This is a genomic window from Nocardiopsis kunsanensis DSM 44524, from assembly GCF_000340965.1.
In the GTDB taxonomy this organism is placed as follows: domain Bacteria; phylum Actinomycetota; class Actinomycetes; order Streptosporangiales; family Streptosporangiaceae; genus Nocardiopsis; species Nocardiopsis kunsanensis.
Map to the genome: position 1 here is coordinate 20,526 of NZ_ANAY01000020.1, position 23,085 is coordinate 43,610.

A 23,085-nucleotide genomic window follows, 5' to 3' on the forward strand; every position below is an offset into this window, starting at 1 on the left:
CGGACCGATCACAGGATCTGGCCGTCCCCGCCGACCGGGCCCACCGTGCGACGGATACGGGAGACCATGCGCGGGTCGGCGAGCAGTTCGTCCACGAGCACGGGTTCGCCCTCGACGCTGGTGAGCGGGATACGCCAGTTCGGGTATTCCGTGGTGGTGCCGGGCTGGTTCTGCATCCGGCGCTCCCCCACCACGTCGGTCAGTGCCACCCCGACCATGCGTGCCGGGGTCCGGGCGAGATAGGCGTGCATGGCCGCCACGACGGCGGCCGGGTCGGCGACGGGGTCGACGTCCGCCTCCAGGAGCCCGAGTTCCACGAGCACGGAACGCCAGCGCTCGACCTGTTCCTCGGCATCGGCGCGTTCCTCCGCGGCGGGGCGTTCCAGCAGGCCGAGGCGGTCGCGCAGTTCGACGTGTTCGGTGGACAGGTACGAGGCCACCGGCGGCAGGTCCTGGGTGGCCACGGTGGCCAGGCAGTCGGTGCGCCACCGGCCCGGGGACGGGGGCCGGCCCTCGGGGTCCTGCTCGAACCACATCACCGAGGTGCCCAGGACCCCGCGGTCGGCGAGGTGTTCCCGGATCCGCGGCTCGACAGAACCCAGGTCCTCACCGACGACGACGGCGTCGGCGCGGTGCGCGGCCAACAGGAGTGAACCGACCGTGCCCTCGTGGTCGTAGTGGATGTAGGTGCCCTGGTCGGGCGGGGCGCCCTCGGGTACACACCAGACCCGGAACAGCCCCGTGACGTGGTCCGTGCGTATCCCGCCGGAATGGCGCAGAGCCTGGCCCAGTATCTGGCGCAGGGGTGCGTAGCCGAGTTCGGCCAGGCGGCGCGGGTGCCAGACCGGTCGGCCCCAGTCCTGCCCGCGCCGGTCGGGCCCGTCCGGGGGAGCACCCATGTGCAGTCCGGGTACGAGCGCGTCGCCGTACATCCACGCGTCGGCGCCGCCGGGTTGTACACCGGATGCGAGGTCGTGGACCACGCCCACTGCCATACCGGCGTCGACGGCGGCGTGGTGGGCATGTGCGAGCTGTTGGTCCAGCAGCCACTGCAGCCACCGGTGGAACTCCACGGTGGGCCAGAGGCGCAGTGCCTCCTGTCCGACGGCGTGGCTGCTCACGTCCCGCAGGTGTTCGGGCCAGGCCCGGAAGTCGGTTCCGTACTCCTCGGCCAGGGCGTTCCAGGTCGCGAACTCCACGAGGGAGCGTCCTTCGCGTTCCAGGTAGGTGCGCAGGGAGGCTTCGCGTCCGGGGGCGCGCTGGACCTGGAAGAGCACCTCCAGAGCCTGGCGTTTGGCCTCCCACACGGCGTCGCGGTCGAGCAGGTCGGCGGTGCGTCCCCTCTCGCGCAACGGTCGGGCCAGACGTTGGATGCCCTCGCGTTGGGCCGGGTCCAGGCGGGCGTACTCCGGTACGTCCTCGATGCGGAGGTAGATCGGGCTGGCGTACCGGCGGCTGACCGGCAGGTACGGGGAGGGCTCCACCGGCGGCAGGGGTTCGGTGGCGTGCACCGGGTTGACCAGGGTGAAGTCGGCTCCGAGGTCGCGTGCGCTCCAGTCGGTGAGTTCAGCGAGGTCGCGCAGATCCCCGGTACCCCAGGAAGCACGGGAGCGCACGCTGTAGATCTGGGTCGTCAGGCCCCACAGGCGCCTCTTCCGGCGCAGTGCCGTGGGTTCGAGCCGGTCGGGCACAACGAGCAGGGGTGCCTGGTGTTCGCCGTCGGCGGCGGTCACCCGCAGGGTGTGCGCGCCCAGGGGCAGGCCGGGGCCCAGGGGCAGCAGTGCACCGTCGACGGTCTCCACGGTGCCGTGGGCGCCGTCGGGCAGTGCCAGTTCGGGCGCCTTGCCCTCGCGCACGACCACGGCCGGGGGCAACAGCCGTGCACGGGCACGGGCGGCGGCCTCCGGGTCGGTGGTGTCCGCTCCCAGAGCGGTGAGCACGGCGCGGACGGTCTCCGAGCTCACGGCGACCCGTCGCCCGCGCCAGTCCTCGTACTCGGTCGCGACTCCGTACTGCTCGGCCAGGTGGGCCAGCTGAACGTCCCTCACAGCAACCGATCATGCCCCACCGGGCCCCGATCACACGGGAGGTGACACCGGCGTGGGCCCAAACGCGGTTCCGGGTCCGTCCGGATCCCCGGGCCGGCGCCGTTCTGGGCCGGCCGTGCGTGGAGGGGAGGTCGGGATGTGCTTCCCGCAAAACGCATTGGCCGATTCTGTGGCCGCTCTGCATAGTGGGAGGGTGCTGACCAACTACCGCCGTCTCTTCGGTGTTCCCCACGTCCTGTCCCTGCTGGTCTGGTCGCTGGCCGCACGTTTCTACATGCCCGGGCAGATGATCGCGGTGACCTTCCTCGTGGAGGACTGGACCGGCACCTACAGCTACGCGGGTCTGGTGGCGGGCGCCTTCACGCTCGGGATGGCCCTGGTGGGCCCCTTGCGGGGACGGATGGCCGACCGGGGCGGGAGCGATCGCCTGGTCATGGTGTGCGGTGTGGTGTTCGCGGCCGGGATGGTCACATTGGCGCTCCTTCCGGCGTTCCTGTGGTGGATGGCGGTGCCGTTGGCTCTGGTGACGGGTGTTTTCGGTAGTCCGGCCAACCAGATCGTGCGCGGGCTGTGGCCGCGTCTGACCCGTGGCCCGGAGCGGCAGGCCATCTACGCCGCCGAGGCCACCACCCAGGAGCTGTTGTTCGTCTTCTCCCCCATCGTCACCGCAGCCGTGGTGACCTGGGCCGGGCCCCGCGCGGCGATGCTGATGCTGGCGGTGTTGGCTCTGGCCGGTGCTGTCGGTTTCTTCCTGGCCCTGCGCCGTGCCCGGGTGACGGGCCCGGCGCCGGTGGAGGAGGGTGCCGAGGAGCCCGGAGGCCGGCGCCGTAGTCTGATCCGGGTCCCTGCGCTGGCTCTGCTGTTCACCATGGCCCTGCTGGCCGTGGGCGGGGTCATCGGTATGGACCTGACCATCGTGGCCTGGGCCAACGAACTGAACACACCGCAGTACGTCATGGTCCTTGCCTCGGTCTGGGCCCTGGGTTCGCTCGTGGGTGGGGCGATCGCCGGTGCCCTGCCCGGAAGTCCCCGTCTGGTGCGGCGCAGTCTCGCGGCGACCGCGGGGCTCATGCTGCTGGTGCCGTTCATGCCTCCGGTGCTGCACCTGCCGACCCCGCTGCTGGTCCTGCCTCTGCTGTTCCTGTCCGGGATGACCCTGGCCCCGTTGCTGGCCGCGGTCATGGGCCGCATCGGGGACCTGGCCCCTTCGGACCGGCGTTCGGAGGCTTTCGGGTGGATGGCGACCGCGCTGGGCACCGGCGGTGCGCTGGCGAGTCCGGCTGTGGGTGCGATGATCGATGCCCTGGGGGTCGCCGGCGGTGTGGCGGGGGCCGGTCTGGGTCTGCTGGCCGCGTCGGGGCTGAGCCTGTTCGTGCGCCCGCCGAGCGAGGCCCGGCCAGGCGTGGCCGAGGACACCGGTGGGCACGGCGGGAGCGGCTCTGCCGACGGGGCCCTCAGAGGCCCGGCGGAACCCGGTCGGTCCACGGGCGGGCCCGCTCCAGCTGGGCCGACAGCGCCAGCAGTGTCCCCTCACCCCCCGCAGGGGCGCTGAACATCGACCCGATGGGCAGACCGGCCGGACTCCAGTTCAGGGGCACGGTGACCGAGGGCTGTCCGGAGACGTTGTACAGCGAGGTGAACGGGGCGAACTCCGTCATGAGCGCGAAGGTCTGTTCCGGGCCCTCCTGCGTGAAGTGCCCGATCGGTACCGGTGGCCGGGTCAGGACGGGGGTGAGCAGGACGTCCAGGTGCGCGGTGGCTGCCGTGAACGAGTGCACACCCCGCTGCAGGCGGCCCAGCGCCCGGACGAGCCGGGGCATCGGGGTCTCGCGCGCCCGTGCACGCAGCCACCGGTTGAGGGCGGTCAGTTCGTGTTCGTGCTCGGGCGCTACCGGGGCGGCCGAGGCCATGGCGGACCACAGGGTCCCGAAGTCCTCGGCGAAGTGGCCGCCGAAATGCACGTCGTGGGGGACGGGGATCTCTTCCACCTCGTGCCCCAGTCCGGTGAGCACGGCGACGGTCTCCTCGTGCGCGGCACGGACGTCGGGGTGGATCTGTGCGCCCTCGGCTCCGGTGCCCGAGTAGGTCCCCACTCGCAGTGTGCCGGGTCCGTCCCGGACGTGGTCGAGGAAGCTGCCCTCGTGTTCCGGTGCACGGAACGGGTCACCGGGTGCGGTGAAGGCCATGGTGTCCAGCAGCAGGGCGGCGTCGGCGACGGTGCGTGTCAGGGGGCCGGAAGTGGACAGCCCGAGCAGGTCGGCCCGGTTCGGGGCCCCGGAGATCCGGCCGCGGGTGGGTTTGAGGCCGAAGACGCCGCATGCGCTCCCGGGGATGCGGATGGATCCGCCGCCGTCGCTGCCGTGTGCGACCGGGGCCAGGCGTGCGGCGACCGCGGCGGCCGCTCCGCCGCTGGATCCGCCGGGTGTGCGGGTGGGGTCCCACGGGTTGCGGGTGGGTGGGGCCAGATCGTTCTCGGTGTGGCAGCTCGAGCCGAACTCGGGGGTGTTGGTCTTACCGGTCAGGACCGCCCCGGCCCGGCGCAGCCGGGTGGCGAGTCCGCTGTCGTCGGGGGCGACGGTGTCGCGGCAGGGGTAGGACCCGAGTGTCAGGGGTGCACCGGCGACCGGCTCGAGGTCCTTGACCGGAACCGGGACCCCGAGAAGCGGTGGTAGCGGCTCCGGCGTGTCGTCCATGACCCGTTTCTCCGCATTCAGGGCTTGCTCCATGGCCATTTCTGGCATGCCCGAAATAAAACAACCCAGGGCCGGATCGTGCTGCTCGGTGCGCCGCAGAAAGTGCTCAGTCACCTCAACAGGCGACAACTCACGACTACGGACCAATGCAGCCAACCGGTGTGCCGGAAGATCGTGGATCTGGGTCATGGGGTCTCAGGTTAGCGGGCACCAGAGGGGGCACCACCGGAGATGGCGCCCAACTTCTCCGGAGAGACCGACGAAGACATGACCTTTCCCCGCTTCCCCGCTCACACACGCATCCGCCCGGAAGAGCGAGGAAACAACCGTGTGAGAAGTCATGCGCTAGGACTCGAACATGGATGGAACTAATCTGTCCGACGTGGAATCGGCAACACGATCGGACGACCCGGAACAGTCGTCGGAGAACCAGGAACCAGATGACCCCGGAACCCTCTTCTTCCCCAACCAACGCAAGAGCCAGGGCAATTCGAGCGCACCGGTGTACGGCGCGCTCCTGGCGAACATGTCCGCCCGCAAGTGGGGCGTACGCATCGGCACGGCAGTGGCGATCACCGTCGTGTTCGGCTTCCTCACTTCCGAGTGGGCGGTGAGCGCGACCCTGGGCATCGGCGCCATGGTCGTCTGGACCCTCCACAGTTCCCGGAGGGAGTCGGAGATCCCCCGCTGGCGCAAGCCCTCCTCGGCGCAACGGCGCACCGAAGTCCAGTTGAAGGTGATGAAGCAGCTCGGCTACCGGGTGCTGCACGCCCGGTCCGTCCCCGGCGGCAACGGCCAGATCGACCACTTCATCGTGGGCCGACGGGGTGCCTTCGCCATCGACTCCGAGTCGTGGGACAAGCGCCTGCCTCTGCGCAACAAGCTGGAGAAGCTCTACCACGGGCGTTTCTCCAAGAACGAGCGCATCGACGAGGCCCTGGAGGAGGCCAAGCGCGCGGAGGAGCTGATCAGCGCCGAGCTGGGCCGCGACATCAAGGTCCGGGCTTCCCTGGCCATCTACGGGCCCGGCATGTCCTGGGACAGCCACCGGCTGCGGGGCGTGGACATCATCAGCGGGACCAAGGTGCGCAAGTGGCTGCGCACCGGCCGGGACCGGCTGACCGAGACCGAGATCGAGGAGATCCATCAGGCCGCGAAGAAGGCTCTGCCGGCCCGTCACTGAGGGCCGCACACGAGTACGTGGGACCCGGGCCCGGGACCGACCGCGATGACGTGGTCCCGGGCCCTCAGTACGTCCTGGGCCATCGCTCTCGCCCCGGACCGCCCGGGCTCCCCAGCCCGTTCCGGCCCCCGCCCGAGAGCCGGACGCCGGGAGACCACCGGTGACGGAATGCGTGCTCCCGGAGATGGCATCTCATGATGCGGACTCCCTGTCTCCGGACCTGAGACCAAAGTACACCCCTCGGGGGACTACCATCGAGAAACGATCACCCCTGACGATGGGAGCCTCCCCGATGCCGCCCCTACGCTCACGCACGGTCACCCACGGTAGGAACATGGCCGGCGCGCGTGCCCTCATGCGCGCCACCGGTGTGGAGCGCGAGGACTTCGGCAAGCCCATCGTGGCCGTGGCCAACAGCTTCACCGAATTCGTCCCCGGGCACGTCCACCTGCGCGAGGTCGCCGAGGTCGTGGCGAACGCGATCCGCGAGGCCGGGGGTGTTCCCCGCGAGTTCAACTCCATCGCCGTGGACGACGGCATCGCCATGGGCCACGGCGGCATGCTCTACTCGCTGCCCAGCCGTGAGCTCATCGCCGACTCCCTCGAGTACATGGTCAACGCCCACTGCGCCGACGCCCTGGTGTGCGTGTCCAACTGCGACAAGATCACCCCCGGGATGCTGCTGGCCGCCATGCGCCTCAACGTCCCCACCGTGTTCGTTTCCGGTGGTCCCATGGAGGCCGGAAAGGTCACCGTCGTGGACGGCACCGCGACCAAGGTCAAGAAACTCGACCTCATCAACCCGATGATCGCCTCCGCCGACGAGAGCGTCTCCCAGGAGGAGCTCGACGAGATGGAGGAGAACGCCTGCCCCACCTGCGGTTCCTGCTCGGGCATGTTCACCGCCAACTCGATGAACTGCCTGACCGAGGCCATGGGGCTGGCGCTGCCCGGCAACGGCACCGTCCTGGCCACCCACACCGCACGCCGTGCCCTCTACGAGCAGGCCGGCCACCGCGTCGTGGAGGCTGCCCGCCGCTACTACCAGGACGAGGACGACTCGGTCCTGCCGCTCTCCATCGCCTCCCCTGCGGCCTTCGGCAACGCCATGGCCCTGGACGTGGCCATGGGTGGCTCCACCAACACGATCCTGCACCTGTTGGCCACCGCCACCGAGGCCGGTGTCGACTACGGACTGCCGGAGATCGACGAGGTCTCGCGCCGGGTCCCGTGCCTGTGCAAGGTCGCACCGAACACGGACAAGTACCACATCGAGGACGTGCACCGGGCCGGGGGCATCCCCGCCATCCTCGGCGAACTCGCCCGCGGGGGCCTGCTCGACACCAGCCTGCCGACGGTGCACGGAAAGACCATCGGTGAGTTCATCGACGAGTGGGACATCGCCTCCGGGTCGCCGCTGCCCGAGGCGGTCGAGCTCTTCCACGCAGCGCCCGGCGGCAAGCGCACCACCAAGGCCTACTCCCAGAGCACCCGCTGGGACAGCCTCGACACCGACCGGGAGCAGGGATGCATCCGCTCCTACGAGCACGCCTACACCAAGGACGGCGGGCTCGCGGTGCTCTTCGGCAACCTCGCCCCGCAGGGCGCGATCGTCAAGACCGCCGGCGTGGAGGAGGAACTGTGGACCTTCTCCGGCCCCGCGAAGGTCTTCGAGTCGCAGGAGGAGGCCGTCGAGGGCATCCTGAACAAGCAGATCGACCCCGGTGACGTGGTGGTCATCCGCTACGAGGGCCCCAAGGGCGGGCCCGGCATGCAGGAGATGCTCTACCCCACGAGCTTCCTCAAGGGCCGCGGCCTGGGCAAGGCGTGCGCGCTCGTCACCGACGGGCGTTTCTCCGGGGGGACCTCCGGACTCTCCATCGGCCACGCCTCCCCCGAGGCGGCAGCGGGCGGCGACATCGCCCTGGTGGAGAACGGGGACACCGTCTCCATCGACATCCCCGGCCGCGGGATCCGCCTGGAGGTTCCCGAGGACGAGCTCGACACCCGCCGCGAGCGGCTGCTCAAGGAACTGGGCCGGTTCCGCCCGAAGGACCGCGAACGCCCGGTCACCGCGGCGCTGCGGGCCTACGCCGCGATGGCCACCTCGGCCCACACCGGCGCCGCACGTGACGTGACCCAGATCGAGAAGTGACGGCGCCCGGCCCCTGTACAGGGTTTCCCGGGTCCGTCCTGGACCGGCCCCACCCCGGGCAGGGACCCGTCCGCTGAACGCGGAGCCGTCAGGAACAGCACCCGCCCCCGCAGCACCCACCGCCACCGGAGGGCGCGGGGGCGGCTGCGCGTCCGCCCACGGCGACCGTGGACAGCAGACGTACGGTGTCACCATGGCCCGACGGGCAGGACGCGGGGTCGTCCGACCCGGACATCGGTCGGCTCAGTTCGAAGGTGTCGCCGCATTCGCGGCAACGGAACTCGTATCTCGGCATGGGCAGAGCATAGATCGTTGACGGGGCCTGCGGACAGGGGCCCGGGCAGCACTCCGTAGGACGGGGCCGCCGTGCGGGACCGGCCGGGACGCGGACGTGGCCGGCCCCGCACGTCTCAGGCCACCAGATGTCCGGTGTAGGGCTCCCACTGGGGATCGCCGTGGATGTCACCGTTGATCAAGCGCCAGTGCGGGCCCTTGGGCACCTTCGGGGTGACGTTGAGTTGCCAGCCGATCTGGTCCAAGAACTTGTCGGCCTTTCGGTGATTACAAGGTTTGCAAGCAGCCACCACGTTCTCCCAAACATGAGCACCACCGCGGCTGCGTGGAATGACGTGGTCGATGGTCTCCGCACGTTTACCGCAATAACCGCACATGTGCCGGTCCCTCCGCATGAGTGCCACTCGGGTCAGCGGCACTCTCCGAGCGCGGGGAACGTTGATGTAGCGCCGCAACCGGATCACCGAAGGTACTTCGTAGGTCCTCGTCGCCGAGTGGAGCAGCGCCCCGGCCTCGTCCCGGTGCACGATCTCCGCCTTCTCCCGCAGGACGAGCAGGACGGCCCTGCGCATCGGGAGGGTCGTGAGCGGTTCGAAGCTGGCGTTGAGCAGAAGCACGTGCCTTCTCCCGGGCGCCGTGCCGATCGGCCCGCCGTTCCGGGCGCTCATCGTCTCACCCTGGCCGCCGGACCCGGCGGCCATGTCTCAGCCCCGGCCGGCCGGTCGGCCGACCAGGAGATCTCCTCGTGTACCGGCCCGAGGGCCGGTAGTTCTGTTCGCCTTGCCACACGGACCTCCCGGTGGTTTCCGCCGAGTTGCGTCCCGCATTCAGTCTGCTGCTTCGGACCACCCCCGCGCCACCCCAATTTACTCCGGACATGGTCGAAACCGCGTGTTCTCCGTTTTCGGCGGCCATTCCGTGTCGCCCGAACACTTTCCGGAGCGCCCCGAAGGACTGGATAAGCTGCGGAGCATGCACGAACTCCGCTACCCCTCCGCCGAACGGCTGGACCTCATCGAGACCCTGCACGGCCACACCGTCCCCGACCCCTACCGGTGGTTGGAGGAGGCCGACTCCTCCGCGACCAAGGAGTGGTCCGAGGCCCAGGACGCCCTCTACGCGCGCGCGAGCGCCGAGTACGGGGGCCGGGAGCGGTTCGCCCGCCACCTGCGTGCCCTCATGAGCTCGGGCGCGGTCGGAGCACCCGCCCACGTCAGCGGGCGGTGCTTCTTCATGCGCCGCGGCCCTGAACAGGAGCACGCCGTACTGCTCATGGTCGAGGAGGACGGACGCGAACGCGTACTCATCGATCCCGGCGCGCTCGATCCCGAAGGCCTGACCACACTCGACTCCTGGAAGGTCGACCCGAGCGGACGCCTGCTCGCCCACCAGCTCTCCGAGGGCGGGGACGAGGAGTCGGTGCTGCGCGTGACCGACATCGACACCGGGCAGGTCGTGGACGGCCCCATCGACCGCGGCCGCTACAGCCCCGTGGCCTGGCTCCCGGACTCCTCGGCCTTCTACTACGTGCGCCGGCTGCCCTCGGACCAGGTACCCGAGGGCGAGGAGCACTACCACCGGCGGGTCTACCTGCACCGCCTGGGCACCCCGGCCGAGCAGGACGTGCTGATCTTCGGCCAGGACCGGGACATGACCGAGTTCCACCTGCCCGCGCTCAGCCACGACGGACGCTGGCTGACGGTCACCACCTCCCTGGGGACCTCCGCCGCCACCGAAGTGCGCCTGGCCGACCTGGCGGCCTCCTCCCCCGAGACCCCCGAGTTCGTGACCCTGCAGAAGGACGACGACTCCGCGCTCAGCCCGTACGTGGGCCGGGACGGGCGGCTGTACCTGTTCACCGACCACGGTGCCCCGCGCGGGCGCCTCTGTGCGGCCGACCCCGCCTCCCCCGGCAGCTGGACCGAACTGGTCCCGGAGGACGCCGAGGCGGTCATGGAGGACTACGCGATCCTGGACGGGCCCGACCTGGCCCGGCCCGAGCTGCTGGTGGCCTGGGCCCGGCACGCGGTCAGTGAGATCACCCGGCACGACCTGGCCACGGGTGAGTTCCTGGGCGCGCTGGAGATGCCGGGACTGGGGACCATCGGCGGGATCGTGGAGCGCCGCGACGGCGGGCACGAGGCCTGGTTCGGGTACACCGACACCACGCACCCCTCGTCGGTGTACCGCTACGACGCCCTGGCCGGCGAGGTCACCGCATGGGCGCACGCCCCCGGTGAGATCGAGGTCCCGGAGGTGAAGGTCGAACAGGTGGCCTACACGTCCGCGGACGGTACACCGGTACGGATGCTCGTGGTGGCGCCCGCGGGTGGGGACGAGGGGCCGCGCCCCACGATCCTGTACGGCTACGGCGGGTTCCGGATCTCCCAGCCGCCGGCGTTCTCCCCGACAGCGCTGGCCTGGGTCAGGTCGGGTGGTGTCCATGTGGTCGCGAACCTGCGCGGCGGCCTGGAAGAGGGCGAGGAGTGGCACCGGGACGGCATGCTCGAGCGCAAGCAGAACGTCTTCGACGACTGCATCGCCGCCGGTGAGCACCTGGTCGCCACCGGGGTGACCACACCGGAGCAGCTGTCGGTGCTGGGCGGCAGCAACGGCGGTCTGCTGGTCGGGGCGGTGGTCACCCAGCGGCCGGACCTGTTCGCAGCCGCAGTGTGCTCTGCCCCGCTGCTGGACATGGTGCGCTACGAGCGCTTCGGTCTGGGGCAGCTGTGGAACGTGGAGTACGGGACCGCGGACGATCCCGAGCAGTTGGGGTGGCTGCTGGGTTACTCGCCGTACCACAACGTGCGTGAGGGCACCAGGTATCCGGCGACGCTGTTCACGGTCTTCGACAACGACACCCGTGTGGATCCGCTGCACGCGCGCAAGCTGTGCGCGCAGATGCAGTGGGCGACTGCGGCCGAGCCTCAGGAGCGTCCCGTGCTGCTGCGGCGCGAGTCGGAGGTCGGCCACAGCGCACGCTCGGTGACCCGCCGGGTCTCGCTCAACGCCGAGCAGCTCGCGTTCCTGGCCCACCACCTGGGCTGATGCGCGTTCGGAGCGGGGCCCCGCACACAGGCGGCCGGCACCCGTCCGGGGGAAGCGCTGCTTCTCCCGGGAGAGGAAGAACACAACGTTTTCCTACTCGGGAGTAACTCACTTTCCCGGGGGTGTTGGGACAATCGGAGTCGTCCGACACCCCCAGGAGAGAGCCGTACGAGAGGATCGACGACGTGACACAGACCGAGGCCGGGCCGACGGCGACCGGGACGCCCCAGCGCCACGTGCACATGCAACAGGTCCGTTACGCCGACCTCGACCCGCAGTTCCACGTCAACAACGTGCGCATGCTCACCTACCTGGAGGACGCCCGCATCTCGTTCCTGCACTTCGGTCCGGCCAACCAGGAGAGCCAGCTCTTCGGCGCGGTGGTCGTCGCACGCCAGGAGGCCGACTACCTCGCTCCGTTGTTGCCCCGCACAGAACCCGTCCGGGTCGAACTGTGGGTCACCGAGGTGCGTAACTCCAGCTTCACCCTGGCCTACGAGATCCGCGACGAGGACGCCGTCTACATGCGCGCCCGCACCGTACTCGTCGGTTTCGACGTGGAAACGCAGCGCGCCCGGCGGCTGGACGCCACCGAGCGCGCTTTCCTCGCCGACTACGCCTGAGTCCCGGCCCGGGGCCGGTCACCTCAGGGAGATCGTGACGGCCTCACCGTCGTCATCGTCGTTGCGCCCGCCGGAGGAGACCGACACCGAGGTCGGGTTCGACACCCGGGGCTCCGCCGTCTCCCCCGGCACGTTCACCATGCTGTGCGCGGCCATGACCATGTACTCCCACAGCTGGCGTTCCAGCGGTTCGGGCAACTCCACGGAGTCCACGGCCGTGCGCATGTGCTTGAGCCACAGGTCGCGCTCGTGCGTACCGATACGGAAAGGTACGTGGCGCATACGCAGGCGCGGGTGGCCGCGCTGTTCGTTGTAGGTACGCGGCCCGCCCCAGTACTGGATGAGGAACAGGCGCAACCGCTCCTCGGCCGGCCCCAGGTCCTCCTCCGGGTACATGGCCCGCAACTCCTCGTCCTGGGCCACACCCTCGTAGAAACGGCCCACCAGGCGGGTGAAGAACTCTTCCCCGCCCACGGCCTCGTAGAACGTCATGCGTACCGGCTCGTCTCCCTGGCTCTGGTGGTCATCACGCGCGGCAGTCATCGCCCCCAGGCTATGCGACACCCTCCCGGTACAGGAGGGACGGTGGCCGCGCACCGGCCGCGGCCCCGCACACACGTCGGGGGCCCGGCCGGTTCGGCCGGACCCCCGTACGTTCAGCCGGAGACCCGCTGGTCGTTCGGGACGGGCTCAGCCGCGCGTGAGCTTGCGGTGGGTGACCGCGTGCGGACGCGCGGCCTCCGGGCCCAGACGCTCGACCTTGTTCTTCTCGTAGGACTCGAAGTTCCCCTCGAACCAGAACCAGTTCGCGTCGCCCTCCCAGGCCAGGATGTGGGTGGCCACGCGGTCCAGGAACCAGCGGTCGTGGGAGGTGATCACGGCGCAACCCGGGAAGTCCAGGAGCGCGTTCTCCAGCGAACCCAGGGTCTCGACGTCCAGGTCGTTGGTGGGCTCGTCCAGCAGCAGCAGGTTGCCGCCCTGCTTGAGGGTCAGCGCCAGGTTCACGCGGTTGCGCTCACCTCCGGAGAGGACCCCGGACGACTTCTGCTGGTCCGACCCCTTGAACCCGAACGCGGCCACGTAGGCGCGGCTGGGGATCTCGACGTTGCCGACCTGGATGAAGCTCTCGCCGTCGGAGACCGTCTCCCAGACGTTCTTGGAGTCGTCGATACGGCCCCGGTACTGGTCGACGTAGGAGATCTCCACCGAGTTGCCGATGTTGATCTTGCCCTCGTCGGGCGTCTCCTCGCCCATGATCATCCGGAACAGCGTCGTCTTACCGACACCGTTGGGCCCGATCACACCGACGATGCCGTTGGGCGGCAGGGAGAAGCTGAGGTCCTCGATGAGCACACGGTCACCGAAACCCTTGGTGAGGTTGTTGACCTCGACGACGCTGTCGCCCAGGCGCGGGCCCGGCGGGATCTGGATCTCCTCGAAGTCCAGCTTCCGGGTCTTGTCGGCCTCGGCCGCCATTTCCTCGTACCGCTGGAGACGGGCCTTGGACTTGCTCTGGCGCGCCTTGGGGTTGGAGCGGACCCACTCCAGCTCCTCCTTGATGCGGCGCTGGCGCTTGGCGTCCTTCTGGCCCTCGACCTTGAGGCGGGACTCCTTGGTCTCCAGGTACGTGGTGTAGTTGCCCTCGTAGGGGTAGAACTGGCCGCGGTCCAGTTCCAGGATCCAGGTGGCCACGTGGTCCAGGAAGTACCTGTCGTGGGTGATGGCCACGATGGTGCCCGGGTAGCTGGCCAGGTGCGACTCCAGCCAGTTCACGCTCTCGGCGTCCAGGTGGTTGGTGGGCTCGTCCAGCAGCAGCAGGTCGGGCTGCTCGAGCAGCAGGCGGCACAGGGCCACGCGGCGCTTCTCACCACCGGAGAGGCTGTCCACCGACGCGTCCCCGGGCGGGCAGCGCAGGGCGTCCATGGCCTGGGCGAGCTGGCTGTCGAGGTCCCAGGCGTCCCGGTGGTCGAGCTGCTCCTGCAGCTTGCCCATCTCCTCCATGAGATCGTCGGAGTAGTCCGTCGCCATCTTCTCGGCGATCTCGTTGAAGCGGGCCATCATGTCCTTGGTCTCGCGAACGCCGTCCTCGACGTTCTCCAGGACGGTCTTGTCCTCGTCGAGGTGGGGTTCCTGCGCGAGCAGCCCGACGGTGAACCCCGGCATCAGCCGTGCTTCTCCGTTGGACGGCTGCTCGATGCCGGCCATGATCTTCAGCAGCGTCGACTTACCTGCCCCGTTGGGGCCCACGACGCCGATCTTGGCTCCGGGCAGGAACGACCCCGAAACGTTGTCCAGGACGACTTTGTCGCCGTGCGCCTTGCGCACGTTGTTCATGGTGTAGATGTACTCCGGCATGTCTCCCAGCCTAGGGCGTTGGGGGGCTTGTCAGGACCACGAGCACAGGCGGAGCGGCGGCGCTCCGTGACCGCTGTGGAAGGCTCGTGCGTGCGCGTGATCGAGCCGCGCGGTGGGCGGGGGTTCGTACGTGTCCTACAGCGGCCGTCGGGTCGCCCCGCCTCTCCAACCAGGACGTTTTTCGGACCGGTTTTCTTCCAACCCCGGCCCGGAGGTCGCTCGAGCACGGCTTCTCGGGGACCGGCCTCCCCCACCACGGCCCGCAGCTCGGTGGCCCCGGCACCTGCTGCCGGTTCGGTCCTCGGTATGCGTTCCGCCCCCGGCTCCGCCCCCTTACCCGTGAAGCACGGGCGCACCGCCCGTGAGGGGCCGCTCGTGCAGCACTGCGGCCACAGACCGGACCCTCGGTCCCCGCAGGCCCGGATCCGTGCGCGGCCGCGTGGAATCGGACGGGCGATCTCGCGTCATATTGCCTAGATGTCCCCGTTCGGTGATTGAAGCACTTTTTGCCCGAATGGTTCCGGGTGCCGTCGCAACCCCTGCGGCGGCGCCCGGACGCCGGTTCGGGAACGCTCCCCGCCCGGACCAACGTCCGGGGCGACCACTCACCGAGGAAGGACAGACCCCCGTGCGTGACCACTTCACGGAACCCGACGACACTCCCGGACCGGCACCCGCACCTGCGCAGCACGCCGGCCGCCCCGCCGGCGCCGTGGCCGAGAACCTGCGCGACCACCCCGGGCCCGGACGACGGGTGTCCCCTCCGGGCCGGACGACCGGGGTCGAACTCTGGGAGTTCGCGGATCGGTCCGCTTACGCCTACCACTGCTTCAGGACGGACCTCGTCGCAGCGGACGCGGAGCTCGACCGGATCCACGAATGGGTCATGTCCGGTCGGTCCCTGCCCGGCCCGTGGCGTGAGCACTGCCTCCCGCGAGGCAACGACCAGGACGGGTAGCCCCGGAACCGGAGCGGGAACGGCCGGGCGGTGTCGACACACCCCCGGCCCGGACCGGGGAACACCGGAGACGTTCTCATCCGGGGCGCCCCTTGAGGTGGTCGATCCACCGCTGCACCGGCAACCCCACGTTCAGCGCCTGCCGCATCAGCAACGCCATGGAGTAGTGCTGATCAGCGTCCAGGGCCGTCTCCAGCGCGGCCTGGGCCAGGACCAGTTCGTCGAGCTGCCAGGCGGCGACGGCGGCCAAGGAAGCCGGAGCGGCACGGTCGCTCCCCTCGGCCGCGCGGGTGACACGCGACCACAGGTCCAGATGGGTACGGGCGGTCTCGGGGGTGATGGCTGCCCACACGGTGTCGCGCACCGGGCGCTCCCGCAGGAACACGGACAACCGCACCAGTTCGTCGACCCCGTGTGGTCCGGTACCGGTGCGCTCGGCCTCCACCGCCCCGCGCACCACCGCCGCACCGCAACGGCGCAGGGCCCTGGGGCCGGAGCTGCGGATCCCGTCGGCCTCGGCCTCGGAGTCGGCCAGGGCCGCACGTACCGTCTCGGGCCGCAGCGACCCGGGCGGCTCCAGCCCCCGGCGTGCCTGGGCGACCTCCTCCAGCACGGTACGCAGGGGCGGCCTCGGGACCAGACCGCGCAACACCGCATCGGCAGGTCCGGTGGACCGGTCGGGGTCGAGCGCTCTTCCCTCGGGCGGACAGCAGCCGGGACGCGAACACATCTGGGACCAGTACCGGCCCGCATGGACCCGGAAGGCTTCCAGGACATCCAACCCCCGTCGTCCGGCCGCAGTGACCAGACCGCTCACGTGGCCCGCGACCTGGTCGAAGGTGCCGTACCCGACCACGATGAGGGCGTCGGCCCCTTCGGCCACGGCGCTGTCCACCGGCGGTCCGGCGCAGGAGAGGGGATCGCGTTCACGGGGAGCATTGGGGCCGAGGTCGCGGCACAGGACCGAGTGCACTGCGGTACCGCGCAGGGTAAGGACCACCAGACCGGGTTCGGGCGGCTGCCCGACCAGGTAGGGCATGGTCGCCACGACGTCGTTGGGTGAGGACAGGCTGATGCGCCGACCGTCGTCCTGGGCGCCGCCGGCAACGGTGCTGTAGGGGTCGCTGCCGGCGCCGCCGGGGTTCTGGCCGGCGCCGCCGGGGTTGTCATCGGGGTCGGAGGGATCGGACGGGGAACGGGCGTGGTGTGAGGCCATGACCTCACGGTGGGCGCCCCCGCCCCGCTCTGCAACGGCTCCCTCACAGTCTGTGGAAAACTCTGGTCGGGGGTCGGTCAGGAGACCTCTCCGGAGGAACGCGGCGCCGGCGTGGAACCGGGCAGGTGGCCCTCGGAGGTGTCGGGCAGGTGGCCTTCCCTCGGCCCGGGGATCTGCCCGCCCAGGCCGGGGCGCCCGGCGGGGAGGCACACCCGGTTGCGTCCGGTCTCCTTGGCCCGGTACAGGGCCAGGTCGGCGGCGGTGAGCAGTTCGACGAGGTCGTTCCCGTGGTCACCGACGACGGCCACGCCGACCGAGACGGTGATCGCCACGGGCACACCGTCCACGGCGATCTCCATACCGCCGACCCGGGCCCGCAACCGTTCGGCGGCCCGGCCTGCCTCCTCGGTGTCGGCGCCGGGCAGGAGCACCACGAACTCCTCCCCGCCGAACCGTCCGAGCAGATCGGCCTGGCGCAGCTCCTGGGCGATGGTGGTGGCGACCCCGAGCAGCACCTGGTCGCCGAAGAGGTGGCCGTGGCTGTCGTTGACGCGCTTGAAGTGGTCGATGTCGATGATGAGCACGGCCGTACGCCCCTGGGTGCTGCGGGCCCGCGAGATCTCGTTCACGGCGGCCTGCTCCCACGTGGGGGCGTTGAGCAGGCCGGTCTTGGGATCGGTACGCGCCGCGGTCTGCAGCTGTTGGTAGAGCAGGCTGCGCTGCAGGAGCAGGATCGGGGGCACCGCGATGGCCAGCAGCAGGAGGGAGAGCTGGGCCAGGATCGCGACGGTGATCCCGACACATAATTCGACGGTGTCCACCATGACCGCCTCACGGTCCAGGGCAGAGCTCCGGCCCCGCTCCGGACCGCCGCTGACTCGTGCGGCGAAGGCGATCATGGCGGTGTTGAATCCGGTGAAGGCCGTGCAGCACAGCACGGCCAGCACCACCCCGCCGACCGAGAGGAGCGAGGAGGAGGACCCCGGGGCACCACCCAACCCGGCGATCGGGTCGCCGGCGTGCGCCCCGTGCCAGAGCACCGACGCCAGGAAGCCGCAGAGGGCGACCGAGCAGGCGTTGAACACCCGTCGGTGCACCCACGCCCACCGCACCCGCGTCTGGAGCACCACGAAGACCGGGATCGGTGCCAGGAGCGCGTAGACCGGCGGGAGGAGCATCACCACGGGGAACCACCAGGCCCCCAGTAGATCGTGCGAGATCCCGCGCGGCTGGCCCAGACGGCGCACACCCTCCACCGAAACGGCCGCGCACAGCATGAGCGCGGCGAAGGTGGCCACGTCCGAAATGGTGGGTGTGGTCAGGGCGGCACTGGCGCCGACGAGGAACAGCACGGCCAGCACCAGTAGCCCCAGGTAAACCACGAACCCCCGGGGTTGCTGAAGGATCGGCCAACCGGGACGTTCACCGGACACCTGCTCGGCCGCCGGTTGCTCCGAGATGCTCACCTCTCCCGCCTCCCTCCCGGATTCACTCCGTGTCGACTGCCCCATACACGTCTGTGATGGGTCCACCCTCTCCAGAGGTTCTCCTTCAGACGGAACGTGATGTCTCCGAGTTCCTCTTCAGTGCCGAACTGTCACCCCGGCGGCGACCGCAGTGCACTAGGGCATCATGAGCACCCCTGTCGATCACACACGACCTACTTTACATTACGTTGAGTAATTTATTTATTGCTCATTGTACGACCGACGCAGGCAGAGACCAAGGTTGCGACCCGGCCTCCTCCCGAAGGGGGCTTGGGATCCCCCGGAAATTGGTACATCCTTCCTTGGGCGGCGGTCCGGAGGATCGGGTGGCCCCCACCCTCTTCGGCCGTCCGTCCGCACGTGGAAACCACCGACCAGACAAGGAGCGTGCTCCATGAGCAAGGGCGTGAGCTGGGCCTGAAAGCCCTGAGGAACGAGCCGGGGGCGGGCGGCAGTTACTGGTGCCGCCCGCCCCCGGGCCGGTGCGGGCCCCGGGCCCGCTCGTGTCCGTCTCAGTCCTCGCCGGGACCCCGAGCCGCTCCGTAGGCACGTCGGAAGGAGCGGAAGCGCTCCAGCTCTGCTTCCAGGGGCCGGACCACCCGTTCACCGACGATCTCGCGCACACTCGCGTCGGCGGTGCGTTCGATCTCCTCCCGGCGTTGGACCGCGGCGACCTCCACGAGGTTTCCGCATCCCACCCCGGTGAGCCAACCGACCAGCAACGAGGCGCCCACGACCGCACCCGCGTAGACGATGAAGATCGGGTCGTCGAAGATCCGGGTCCCGGTGATACCGCCGCTCACCCAGCTCAGCGCAGCCACCAGCGCCCAGACCGCGCCGACGCCGGCGACACCCAGCAGCACGTGCTGCAGGATCCGCGCGAAAGCCCACCAGGAGGGGGTCCGCTCCGTTCCGCGCACCGCGCCGTCGACGGCCTCTCCCAGCTCGGAGGGCAACTCCTCCACACCCGAACGGGCCGCCGCGCGCATACGCCGCCGCCACATCGGCGGCATCCCCTCGGAAACGCTGTCGGCCGCCTCGACCAGAGACTTCTCCATCTCCGCCCCGTGTGCGTCCACACGTCCGGAGACCCCGTTCTCGGTGTCGCGGCGCACGAAATCCAGCTGCACGGCCGCCAGCGGGTCCTTGCGCAACTTGGTCAGCCTGCGCACCACCGGCCAGCCGACCCGGCGCCGCCCGCGCCGCACGTCGTTGGCCTCGGTGACGTCGGCGACCGCGCTGACCCCCGCCGCGTTCGACAGCCCCTTCTGCAGGAAGGACCGTACTTCGGTGGAGACCGTCGTGGGGACCTCGCCCTCCCCCTGGAACGGTTCGAAGTCGCGCACGATGACGTCGAGGTCGGCGTCCAGCCGGTCGACCAGTGCACGGCGTTCCCTCACCGTTTCGGACAGGAAGCCGCGCAGGTCGTCCACACCGTGATCGGTGGCGGTCGAGGTGGTGATGATGCGCGGATGGACCCCCGACTCGGTCTCCAGCAGGCGCCGAAGGTCGGTGAGCAGTTCCTCGAGCTCCTCCGACTCGACCTTGTCGATCTGGTTGAGCACGGCCACGGTCACCGCGCCGTGCCCGGCCATGTTGGCCAGATAGCGGTGGTGGAGAGAGGCGTCGGCGTACTTCTGCGGGTCCACGACCCACAGGAGCAGGTCCACGGAGCCGATGAGCCGGTCGGCCTCGGCCGTGTGCATGCTGCGCACCGAGTCGTGGTCGGGCAGGTCGAGCAGGACCAGGCCGTGGAGCTCGGAGTTGCCCGAGTCCAACACCCCGGTGCGGGAGTGGCGGTAGCGGGGCGGCACCCCCAGCCAGCCGAGCAGGTCGTCGGCGCCCTCGTTCCCCCACACGCACGCGTGTGCCTTGGAGGTGGTGGGCCGGGTGATGCCGGTCTGCGACAGTTCCAGCCCGCACAAGGCGTTGAACAGGGACGACTTTCCGCTGCCGGTTCCTCCGGCCAGGGCGACGACGGTGTGCTCACCCGACAGGCGCAGGCGGGCCCCGGCGTGTTGCAGAAGCTGGGAGGAACGTTCGGTCACCGAGGAAGGCAGTTCGTCCCCGCCGATCTCCAGCAGGGTCTCGAGCGAGTCCAGACGTTCGACGAGCTCGTCCCGGGTGGAGGTACGGGCCGGGCGCCAGGTGTCCTGGTCGGCGGGACGGTACTCCTTCCCCTCGGAAGCCTCGCTCCCCGCACCGCTCCCGTCCGTGTGTCCGGCGGAGGCCGCCTTGCCGGTGCCGTCCTCCTCGGTGGCGGTGTCGGGTCCGAGGGCGCGGAAGGCCCCCGACACGGGTGAGGACCCGGGCACACGGCGCGGCAGCGGTGGTGGGTCGTCCGGTCCGGGGGCGTCCCCTTCCTGCCCTTCCTGCGCGTGCCCGGTGTTCGCTTCCGGATCAACGTTTCCGGCGTGCTCGAAGGCCCCGTAGCTCTGCTCGGGCCCGGCGGTCTCCCCCTGCGGCCCCGGGGCCCCGAGGTCCTGGGCACCGGCATGTTCGGCCTCGGGACGGGCCGGGACGGGCGGACCGACCGGGTCGGCCGGGTCGGCCGGACCTGCGGCTTCGGGGAGCTCGTCACCGATGTCCTCGGCCCCGGGGCCGGGATCGGGTCGCTCGGGCACGGGCACGGCCGGGAAGGCCCCGGTCACACGGCCCGCGATCCGGGTGTCGTCGGCCGCCTCCGTGAGGCTGCCGACCCACCCGGCCAGGCCGTCCGGATCGTCCTCACCGTGCTCGGGTCCACGGCTGCCGCCCGACGACGGGCGCGCGTGACGGCCCGGGGAGCGCTGCGAGGAGCGTTCCCCCGCCGCGGTCGCGCCGGCCGGGCCCGAGGGGGCCGGGTAGCCCGTGACCCCGTCGTAGCCGACTCCCTCTGCCGACGGACTGGTCCCAGCCGCGTGCTCGGGATGCTCGGGCACCGGCATCGTGTAGATACGCCAGGGCCCGGGGTCGGGCTCGGTCCCTTCCGGGGCCCGGTGCTGCTCCTCGGAGGCCTGCTCGGCCCCGTGCTGTCTGCCCGTGTGCCCCTCCTGGGTCCCGTCGGTGCCGGAACCGGAGTCCCCCTGGTTCTCCGCGGGGTTCCACTGAGTCGTCATCGTGAAATCTCAAGGTTGTATTTGGCCTGGTAGAGCTGGACCGCGGCGTCCTCCGACGGGACCCCCGCCGAGGCGAGCACGGCGTCGAAGGGCACACGTTCCCGCTGGAGCAGGCCTTCGATACGTGCACGGAGGTTGTCGCGTGCGGTCGCGCCCATGCTGCGCAGGGACGGTGCGCCGAACAGCCCTTTGAGCAAGCGCTGCGGCGAGGGGCCGGTGGGCTCGGCCGCATGGGCCCCGCCACCGGACTGGCTGCGTTCGTAGCCGAGCAGGTCGATGATCAGGACCAGGGCCACGACATCGTGGTCGAAGGTGACGAACCGGGCCACGGAGCGCTTGGTGGCCCCCCCGTTCCGCAGTCATCTCCGCGATCTCACGCTGCCACTCGGCGATCTCCTGACGAACCTGCTGGGCGAGCATGCCGCTGCCGGGCTTGTCCAACGCCTCGGCCACGAGGTCCCCGCCACCGGAGACCGTGCGCCACCGGTCCTCGATGTCGTCGGAGGCGCGTTCGCTCGCCGCGACCACGAGGGCCTCCAGGGAGTCGCGCACCGCACCTTCCAGGGAACCGACACGCTGACCGCTCTCGGCCTGCTGCGCCTTGGCCTTGCGGGAGCGCTTGCTGCGCATCTTCAGGCTCTTGGCGAGCTCACCGCTGGCGGCGACCTCGTGCCAGCGCGCCAGCAGTGTTCCGCGCAGCAGGGAGCCGTCGCCCAGGGCCGAGTCGATACGCCGGGCAGCGCCCGCGTAGGCCTCGTCGACGGCTGTCCCCAGCTCCCGGGAGAGCTCGATCTGGCCCTCCACACAGCGGATGAGCTCGGGGACCCGCTCGGCGAAGCTGTCGATGACCCCGATGAAGGTACGCCGGGAGACACGGTCGCGCTGCTCGTCCTCGCCGGCCACGTCCGCCAGGTAGTCCCGGACGGGGTCGGCGACGTTGGAGGTGAAGTGCTCCCCCGAGATCTGGTCGGTCTCGGAGATGGCGAAGCGGGTGGCGTTGCCCAGACCGTTGGCCTCCAGCATCGCGCCGAAGTGGTCGAGCAACTGCTGGTGGCCCTTGCGCGGCACCCGGGAGAGCACCACCGCCAGGGAGGTGTCGCGGTCCCTGGCCACCTGGAGGAACTCCCACACACGGGCGTCGGCGTAGCGGGTGCTGGTGGTGACGAAGACCCACAGGTCGGCAGCGTCCAGGAACTTCGACGCGAACTCGTGGTGAGCGGCCACGGCGGAGTCGACGTCCGGGGTGTCGAGCAGCGCGACCCCGGGCGGCATGGCGTCGCTCGCGGCGAGCACGAGCATGCCGTCCTTACCGGGCATGGCCAGACCCTGCTGGCGCACACGCGGCAGGCTCGGGATGAAGTGCGATTCGCTGAACCAGTCGACGTCGGCTGGGTTGCACGCCAGTACGGGGCTGTTGGTGATGGGACGGCGCACGCCCGTGGTCGTGACCTGCTCGCCCACCAGGCTGTTGACCAGGGTGGACTTGCCGGCACCGGTGGACCCCGCCACGGCGATCAACAGGGGGATGTCGGGGCGACGCACACGGGGCAGCACGTAGTCGGAGAGCTGCGCCAGCAGGTCGCTCTGCAACGCCTCGCCCTCGTCGGCGCCGGGTAGCCCCTGGGCGAAGCGCAGATCCCGGATCTGGGTGCGTAGCGACTCCAGGACCTGCTCGAAACGGCCGTCGTCGGAGGCCGGAGCGCGGTGTTTGGCGCGTCCGGCCGAGATGGGGACGGTCGGGCCCCGGCGCCCGTCGGCGTCCGGGGAGCCCGCCTCGGGCACGCCCTGGTGCCCTTCGTTGGTCTGGTCGGAGGTGGCGGCCGGTCCTGGGTCGAACCGGTCCGAAGCACCGGAGCCGGTGGCGTTCGGTGCAGCCGACGGCCGGGTCATGATCGGTATGCCCTCCTCATCGGTACTGATCTGTCCC

Annotated in this window: 15 protein-coding genes and 1 pseudogene; 6 read left to right on the top strand and 10 right to left on the bottom strand. The window is 70.4% G+C overall.

The window, feature by feature from the left end; genetic code table 11:
* Positions 1 to 8: 8 nt before the first annotated feature.
* Complete coding sequence (gene malQ / locus D456_RS0114320) at positions 9 to 2,048, bottom strand: 4-alpha-glucanotransferase (protein ID WP_017576874.1); 2,040 nt, start codon at positions 2,046 to 2,048, stop codon at positions 9 to 11.
* A 193-nt stretch (positions 2,049 to 2,241) separates the two neighbouring features.
* Between malQ and D456_RS0114325 the strand changes: the two genes are divergently transcribed.
* Positions 2,242 to 3,600 carry an MFS transporter gene (locus D456_RS0114325; RefSeq protein ID WP_017576875.1) on the top strand — a complete coding sequence of 453 codons (1,359 nt, stop codon included), beginning with the start codon at positions 2,242 to 2,244 and terminating at the stop codon, positions 3,598 to 3,600.
* Here D456_RS0114325 and D456_RS0114330 read toward each other — a convergent pair.
* A complete protein-coding gene (locus tag D456_RS0114330; protein WP_026115881.1) occupies positions 3,503 to 4,930 on the bottom strand; it encodes an amidase in 1,428 nt (475 codons plus the stop codon). The genes D456_RS0114325 and D456_RS0114330 overlap by 98 nt on opposite strands.
* 169 nt (positions 4,931 to 5,099) lie before the next feature.
* On the opposite strand from D456_RS0114330, the gene D456_RS0114335 reads away from it, so the two are divergent.
* On the top strand, positions 5,100 to 5,924 hold the full coding sequence (locus D456_RS0114335; protein WP_051049462.1) for a nuclease-related domain-containing protein: 825 nt from the start codon (positions 5,100 to 5,102) through the stop codon (positions 5,922 to 5,924).
* 292 nt (positions 5,925 to 6,216) lie between these two features.
* A complete protein-coding gene (ilvD, locus tag D456_RS0114340; RefSeq protein WP_083904588.1) occupies positions 6,217 to 8,079 on the top strand; it encodes a dihydroxy-acid dehydratase in 1,863 nt (620 codons plus the stop codon).
* An 88-nt stretch (positions 8,080 to 8,167) separates the two neighbouring features.
* Here the strand turns inward: ilvD and D456_RS25665 are convergent, their stop codons facing one another.
* The gene (locus D456_RS25665) at positions 8,168 to 8,374 is read right to left on the bottom strand and encodes an FmdB family zinc ribbon protein (RefSeq protein ID WP_026115883.1); all 207 of its coding nucleotides are present in this window, start codon (positions 8,372 to 8,374) and stop codon (positions 8,168 to 8,170) included.
* Between the two features lie 115 nt (positions 8,375 to 8,489).
* The gene (locus tag D456_RS0114350; RefSeq protein WP_026115884.1) at positions 8,490 to 8,990 is read right to left on the bottom strand and encodes an HNH endonuclease; all 501 of its coding nucleotides are present in this window, start codon (positions 8,988 to 8,990) and stop codon (positions 8,490 to 8,492) included.
* Between the two features lie 355 nt (positions 8,991 to 9,345).
* Between D456_RS0114350 and D456_RS0114355 the strand changes: the two genes are divergently transcribed.
* A complete protein-coding gene (locus tag D456_RS0114355; RefSeq protein ID WP_026115885.1) occupies positions 9,346 to 11,421 on the top strand; it encodes a prolyl oligopeptidase family serine peptidase in 2,076 nt (691 codons plus the stop codon).
* A gap of 185 nt (positions 11,422 to 11,606) precedes the next feature.
* Positions 11,607 to 12,044, top strand: a complete 438-nt coding sequence (locus D456_RS0114360; RefSeq protein ID WP_017576881.1) for an acyl-CoA thioesterase — start codon at positions 11,607 to 11,609, stop codon at positions 12,042 to 12,044.
* Between the two features lie 18 nt (positions 12,045 to 12,062).
* Here D456_RS0114360 and D456_RS0114365 read toward each other — a convergent pair whose 3' ends face one another.
* Both D456_RS0114365 and ettA read right to left on the bottom strand, forming a co-directional pair.
* Positions 12,063 to 12,587 carry a globin gene (locus D456_RS0114365; RefSeq protein WP_040699338.1) on the bottom strand — a complete coding sequence of 175 codons (525 nt, stop codon included), beginning with the start codon at positions 12,585 to 12,587 and terminating at the stop codon, positions 12,063 to 12,065.
* 147 nt (positions 12,588 to 12,734) lie between these two features.
* Positions 12,735 to 14,399 carry an energy-dependent translational throttle protein EttA gene (ettA, locus tag D456_RS0114370; protein WP_017576883.1) on the bottom strand — a complete coding sequence of 555 codons (1,665 nt, stop codon included), beginning with the start codon at positions 14,397 to 14,399 and terminating at the stop codon, positions 12,735 to 12,737.
* Positions 14,400 to 15,027: 628 nt separating this feature from the next.
* Here ettA and D456_RS0114375 point away from each other — a divergent pair.
* Entirely contained in the window at positions 15,028 to 15,357 is a 330-nt protein-coding gene (locus D456_RS0114375; RefSeq protein WP_017576884.1) for a hypothetical protein, read from the top strand.
* 76 nt (positions 15,358 to 15,433) lie between these two features.
* On the opposite strand, the gene D456_RS0114380 is transcribed toward D456_RS0114375, so the two are convergent.
* The 4 genes and pseudogenes from D456_RS0114380 to D456_RS24210 form a co-directional block, all read right to left on the bottom strand.
* Positions 15,434 to 16,573: a DUF4192 domain-containing protein gene (locus tag D456_RS0114380; protein WP_017576885.1), complete on the bottom strand. Its 1,140-nt coding sequence runs from the start codon at positions 16,571 to 16,573 to the stop codon at positions 15,434 to 15,436.
* Between the two features lie 77 nt (positions 16,574 to 16,650).
* Positions 16,651 to 18,039: a sensor domain-containing diguanylate cyclase gene (locus D456_RS0114385; RefSeq protein ID WP_017576886.1), complete on the bottom strand. Its 1,389-nt coding sequence runs from the start codon at positions 18,037 to 18,039 to the stop codon at positions 16,651 to 16,653.
* Positions 18,040 to 18,572: 533 nt separating this feature from the next.
* Positions 18,573 to 21,158: a YfjP family GTPase gene (locus tag D456_RS0114390; RefSeq protein ID WP_017576887.1), complete on the bottom strand. Its 2,586-nt coding sequence runs from the start codon at positions 21,156 to 21,158 to the stop codon at positions 18,573 to 18,575.
* A pseudogene (locus D456_RS24210) lies at positions 21,155 to 23,048 on the bottom strand (dynamin family protein). The gene D456_RS0114390 and the pseudogene D456_RS24210 overlap by 4 nt, the downstream one beginning before the upstream one ends.
* Positions 23,049 to 23,085: the final 37 nt, after the last annotated feature.

Excerpts from the sequence above, each read along its gene's own strand:
- D456_RS0114330 (WP_026115881.1), bottom strand. The coding sequence starts at position 4,930 with ATGACCCAGATCCACGATCTTCCGGCACACCGGTTGGCTGCATTGGTC.
- D456_RS0114335 (WP_051049462.1), top strand. The coding sequence starts at position 5,100 with ATGGATGGAACTAATCTGTCCGACGTGGAATCGGCAACACGATCGGAC.
- ilvD (WP_083904588.1), top strand. The coding sequence starts at position 6,217 with ATGCCGCCCCTACGCTCACGCACGGTCACCCACGGTAGGAACATGGCC.
- D456_RS25665 (WP_026115883.1), bottom strand. The coding sequence starts at position 8,374 with ATGCCGAGATACGAGTTCCGTTGCCGCGAATGCGGCGACACCTTCGAA.
- D456_RS0114355 (WP_026115885.1), top strand. The coding sequence starts at position 9,346 with ATGCACGAACTCCGCTACCCCTCCGCCGAACGGCTGGACCTCATCGAG.
- D456_RS0114365 (WP_040699338.1), bottom strand. The coding sequence starts at position 12,587 with ATGACTGCCGCGCGTGATGACCACCAGAGCCAGGGAGACGAGCCGGTA.
- ettA (WP_017576883.1), bottom strand. The coding sequence starts at position 14,399 with ATGCCGGAGTACATCTACACCATGAACAACGTGCGCAAGGCGCACGGC.
- D456_RS0114380 (WP_017576885.1), bottom strand. The coding sequence starts at position 16,573 with ATGGCCTCACACCACGCCCGTTCCCCGTCCGATCCCTCCGACCCCGAT.
- D456_RS0114390 (WP_017576887.1), bottom strand. The coding sequence starts at position 21,158 with ATGACGACTCAGTGGAACCCCGCGGAGAACCAGGGGGACTCCGGTTCC.